The sequence below is a fragment of the Escherichia sp. AM3 genome (assembly GCF_032029835.1).
Lineage (GTDB): Bacteria > Pseudomonadota > Gammaproteobacteria > Enterobacterales > Enterobacteriaceae > Escherichia > Escherichia coli.
On sequence record NZ_JAVUPQ010000116.1, the window covers coordinates 1 to 5,421 of the forward strand.

At 50.6% G+C, this 5,421-nt stretch carries 3 protein-coding genes and 1 pseudogene; all 4 read right to left on the reverse strand.

Annotated elements, in window-relative coordinates:
- On the reverse strand, positions 1-1,227 hold a 1,227-nt coding region (hyuA, locus tag RTW80_RS22125), incomplete at its 3' end, for a D-phenylhydantoinase (protein WP_312720194.1).
- A gap of 52 nt (positions 1,228-1,279) precedes the next feature.
- Positions 1,280-2,491, reverse strand: a pseudogene (locus tag RTW80_RS22130) (YgeY family selenium metabolism-linked hydrolase).
- A gap of 57 nt (positions 2,492-2,548) precedes the next feature.
- Positions 2,549-3,745 (reverse strand): diaminopropionate ammonia-lyase, encoded by a 1,197-nt coding sequence (dpaL, locus tag RTW80_RS22135; protein ID WP_000110493.1) that lies wholly within the window; start codon positions 3,743-3,745, stop codon positions 2,549-2,551.
- A 57-nt stretch (positions 3,746-3,802) separates the two neighbouring features.
- A complete protein-coding gene (gene ygeW / locus RTW80_RS22140; RefSeq protein ID WP_000859787.1) occupies positions 3,803-4,990 on the reverse strand; it encodes a knotted carbamoyltransferase YgeW in 1,188 nt (395 codons plus the stop codon).
- Positions 4,991-5,421 lie beyond the last annotated feature (431 nt).

The window sequence follows — 5,421 nt, forward strand, 5'->3', positions numbered from 1 at the left end:
GTCGTGGAGATGGCGATGCTGAATTTGTTGGCTCTGACGTGGGTCGATAATCACCACGTCGCCGTCGGAACCGGGCGCTAATAATCCTTTTTGCGGCCACAGGCCAAACAACCTGGCGGGCATTGCGCTGGTTAATTCAACAAAGCGTTCCGGTGTTATACGTCCCGTCATCACGCCACTGGAAAACAGTAACTGCATGCGGTTTTCCACACCGGGTAAGCCATTTGGGCAGCGACTGAAATCGCCTTTAGAAATTTGCAGGCGTTGAGCCATCGAGAAGGTGCAGTGATCGGTTGCCACCACGTCAATCGCACCATCGCTGATGCCACACCACAGTTTGTCCTGCTCGCGTACGTTACGCAGCGGTGGGCTAAGAATGAACTTCATGCCATCTTCTGTATCGTAACTGCGTTCGTCCAACAGGAGATATTGTGGGCAGGTTTCAACCCAGACTGGCTGGTGATTCGCACGGGCAAGACGCAGATAATCCAGACCTAAGCCGTTAGACAGGTGCACGATATAGAGCGGGGCGTTACCGGCAATTTGTGCCAGGTTAATCATGCGGGCGATGGCTTCCGCTTCGCATTCCAGAGGGCGACTCAAGGCATGATAGCGCGGCGCGGTTAACCCTGCGGCGATAAATTCCGCCCGCTTGCTGGCGATAGCCGCATCATTTTCCGGGTGCACGGTGGTCAGCGCGCCGGATTCATGCAAGCGGCGTAATGCCTGCAAAACCTCGTCATCGTTGAGTTTGTATTGATAGGTTAAATAGAGTTTAAAACTGCTCAGTCCTTCCTCGACCATCATCGGGATTTCGTCGAGGATTGCATGATTAATGTGCTGGATCACACCGTGAAAGCTGTAATCGATGACCGCTTTATGGGCGGCATAACCACGATAAACCTCCAGTTGATGGCGTAACCGACAGCCGTTTGGGCCAAATCCCATATGGTCAATAATGGTTGTTGTACCGCCACACGCAGCTGCGCGGGTACCGGTAAAAAAATCATCACAACTGCGCGCGATGCCGACATCAATATTGAAATGCGTATGGACATCCACGCCGCCAGGGAAAACGTAACAGCCAGTGGCATCAATTTCTTCATACGGGAGCTGCGGCGAAATATTGTTGCCCAACTGGCGAACAATCCCGCTTTCAATCAGCAAATCCTGTTTGGCTTGTCCATCTGCGTTAACGACAGTGCCGTTTTTGATCAATACGCGCATAGCAAACTCCAAAAACCCTCCGGCGAACCGGAGGGGAATAAGTGAAGAGTAATTACTCTGTTGCCAGCCAGCTTAACGGGATTGCAGCGTACATCGCGGCACAGGTCACCAGGTGAGATTTCCAGGTTTTTTCGTTAGGTGCATGCGCTTCAGGTTCTTTACCCGGGCCAAAGCCGATCACCGGAATGCCGTGACGGCCCATGATAGATACGCCGTTAGTTGAGAAGGTCCACTTATCAACAACCGGCGCTTTGCCAAACAGCCCTTCGTAGGCATTCACCAGTGCTTTAACGGTGAAGTGATCTTCTTCCACTTTCCAGGTCGGGAAGTAGCATTCGGTTGGGTAAACCAGGCCAGTCCAGGACGGACGGTCGTAGTTGTACATAGAAACAACCGCGTTAGCTTTCTGTACTGCAGGCAGGGCGCGGATTTCGTCCAGCGCGCCTTCCCAGGTTTCGCCCCAGGTCAGACGACGGTCGATTGAAACTGCGCAGCTGTCTGCTACAGCGCAACGGCTTGGGGATGTGAAGAAGATTTCAGAAATGGTGAGGGTGCCTTTGCCGAGGAATTCGTCATAACCCAGACGTTGGGAGAGTTCTTGTAATTCGCCAAGAATCGGACCCATTTTGAAAATGGCGTTATCACCGCGTTCTGGTGCAGAACCGTGGCAGCTAACACCCTGAACATCAATACGAATTTCCATACGACCGCGCTGACCACGGTATACCTGGCAGTCGGTTGGTTCGGTACTGACCACAAATTCCGGGCGAATGCCGGATTGTTCAATAATGTACTGCCAGCACAGACCGTCGCAGTCTTCTTCCTGCACCGTACCGGTAACCAGCAGGGTATATTCATCTTCCAGACCGAGGTCTTTAATGATTTTACCGGCATAAACCATAGAGGCCATGCCACCTTCCTGGTCGGAAGTACCGCGACCACCAATCAGTTCATCAGTTTCCATGCCTTCGTACGGATCGAAGTCCCAGTTTTTGATGTTGCCAATGCCGACGGTATCGATATGAGCGTCCATTGCCACCAGACGCGGGCCGTGGCCGATATAACCGAGAACGTTGCCCATCGGGTCGATTTCAACTTTATCGAAGCCGACTTTTTCCATCTCTTCTTTAATACGATGTACTACGCGTTTCTAGTCGCAGCGTTCAATGGGAATAGCAACCATGTCGCGCAGGAAGCGAGTCATATCCGCCTGGTAATCTTTTGCTTTTTCAAGAATCAGTTTGAATGGAATATTCTTAGCCATTATTTTTCTCCAGATTTTTTACTCCCCGTTTTGCAGGGAGCAGTTCCAATAGGGTGATTAAGGTGCTACAGCGTGTTTGCCTTCCCAGACAACTTCGCGGTAGTGCTTCACGTCGGTGTCGCCTTCAGTGCTGATAACCAGCACCACGGCATCTTTGTTCAGCGCCAGTTTTTCCATCAGGCTTTGACGTTGCGGGTGATAATGAACCGCTGCGAGAACGCCCAAACCGACAGCGCCGGATTCACCGGAGATGATGCGCGGGTCGTTGCCGTACGGATTACCCAGCACGCGCATACCTAATGCGGCAACGCTGTCCTGGCAGGAGATGAATTGGGTGGCGCAGTTACGTAGGATTTCCCAGCCCAGCGGGTTAGGTTCGCCACAGGCCAGGCCTGCCATGATGGTGGCCATATCACCGCCAACGTTGACGATGTCGCCTTTGACGCCGGAGCGATAAATACAGTCAGCTTTGTCAGGTTCAACAATAATGCTGTGCAGATTTTGCGGGCTATAGACGTCGACCAGATAACCCAGCACACCACCGGCCATTGCTCCGACACCGGCTTGCAGCAGAACGTGCGTCGGGGTTACGCCCATTTCACGCATTTGCTCGACGGCTTCATCTGCCAGGGTTGCGTAGCCTTGCATGATCCAGGTTGGGATTTTGGTGTAACCTTCCCATGCCGTGTCCTGTACCACTTCCCAGCCGTGCTGCTGCGCGTGTTGCATGGTCAGGCGAACGGTATCGTCATAGTTCATATCCGTGACGATGCACTCGGCACCGAGGTTCAGAATGGCGTCAACGCGTTCCTGAGCAGAACCTTTCGGCATGTAAATCACCGCATTCTGTCCGAGTTGCTGTGCTGCCCACGCCACACCGCGCCCGTGGTTGCCGTCGGTGGTGGTCGCGAAAGTCATTTTTTCGCCGATGGCATTTTTCAGGTGCTCAAATGACAGCGTTTCGATATCAAGATGATATTTTTCACACAATAATTGAGCGATGGCGTACGCACCGCCAAGCATTTTGAAGGCGTTCAGACCGAATCGTTTTGATTCGTCTTTGACGAGAATTTTCTTCACACCAAAAAGGTTTGCGAGATCGTCCAGCGCACAAAGCGGTGTTGGGCGATAACCAGCTATTTTCTGGTGGAACTGGCGCGCCAGTTTGGCCTGGCTTTGCGAAAAGAGCGGTGATGTTTCGCCGTTGAAAAATTTGTTATCGGCGATATCAATCTTCAATGAGAAAACGGACATATCCTATCCTTTTGGCCTCTGGAAATAGAGGGCCGACCAGCTGATCGGCCCGAGGGGTTATTTCACGCGTTCTTGCGCTTCTTTCAGCAGTTGCTCGAGCAGTGCACCTGGTTTGGCGTATTTACGGGACAGGATCATCGCGGCGATGATATAAGGCTTCCAGCTGGCTTCTTTGTAGGTAGCGATACGGTATTTTTCGAATACGCCTTCAGTCACTTCACCTTCTTTACAGGATACGCCGCTGATATCAGCTGGCAGGCAGTGCATGTACAGGGCTTCGCCATCACGGGTCAGTTCCATCATCTCTTCAGTACAATGCCAGTCTTTGTGTTGCGCGTTCTGTGCCAGACACTGTTTTTCCAGTGCTTTTAAGCCTTCGTGATCGTTCGCACGCAGCAATTCAGTACGCTCTTCCATCACTTTGTAAGGTGCCCATGACTTCGGATAAACGATGTCTGCGTCTTTGAAGGCTTCTTCCATGCTGGTGACCTGACGGAAGCTACCACCGGAGGCTTTAGCATTGTTTTTCGCCACTTCAACCACATCCGGGATCAGGTCGTAGCCTTCCGGATGGGCCAGGGTGACATCCATACCGAAGCGAGTCATCAGACCGATGATGCCTTGTGGTACAGAGAGCGGTTTGCCATAGCTTGGAGAGTAGGCCCAGGTCATGGCGATTTTTTTACCTTTCAGGTTTTCCAGTGAACCAAAGTGTTCACGTAACCACGCGAGGTCAGCCATTGACTGAGTCGGGTGGTCAATATCGCATTGCAGGTTCACTAAAGCCGGACGCTGTGGCAGTACACCCTGCTTGTAACCGTCATCAAGTGCAGCGCCAACTTCACGCATATAGGCGTTGCCTGCGCCCAGATACATATCGTCGCGAATACCAATAGCGTCGGCGCAGAAGGAGATCATATTGGCGGTTTCACGCACGGTTTCGCCGTGAGCGATTTGTGATTTGCCTTCGTCGAGATCTTGTTGTGCAAGGCCGAGCAGGTTAAGCGCGGAAGCATAAGAGAAGCGGGTACGGGTGGAGTTGTCGCGGAATACGGAAATACCTAATCCACTATTAAAGACTTTGGTTGAGATGTTTTCAGCACGCAGTGCTTTTAATGCTGCGGCAACGTCCAGTACTTGTTTCAGTTCATCTGGCGTCTGTTCCCACGTTAACAAAAAATCTTTCTCGTGAAGGTGAGAGGTCAGCGAATTGATATCCTTAATCAGCTCATTAACAGTTTTCATCATAAAGTCCCGGTAGTGGAATGACTGGCAAAGTGGTTTATTTCACTGTGACTTGCCAAAGTGATTGGTGTTTTCACAGCTATACCTGGGACTAACAATAAGTGTGCCAGAATTATCCGCGCGGCTGCAAAAGACTAATTTGACGGATAATGTGTGGGGTTGATCACAAATTGATGCCAGCTTCTGGTTGTTTGTAAAATACGAAAACGTTTGGCTTTTTTTATCGCGTTATTTATTTGCTGCTAAGTATCAGAAATAAGATAAAGGGGCAGGCTATCTCTCTTCAGTTTGATAAACTCACCGCCGTAATTCTCATATTGATATAGAAATGTGATATCTCTTCCATAATTTCATTAGAAAATGATAAAAATCTTATGTTTTTATCAAAGCCAATTTCGCCTGAGTTAATATCATCATGATCTGTGAACCAT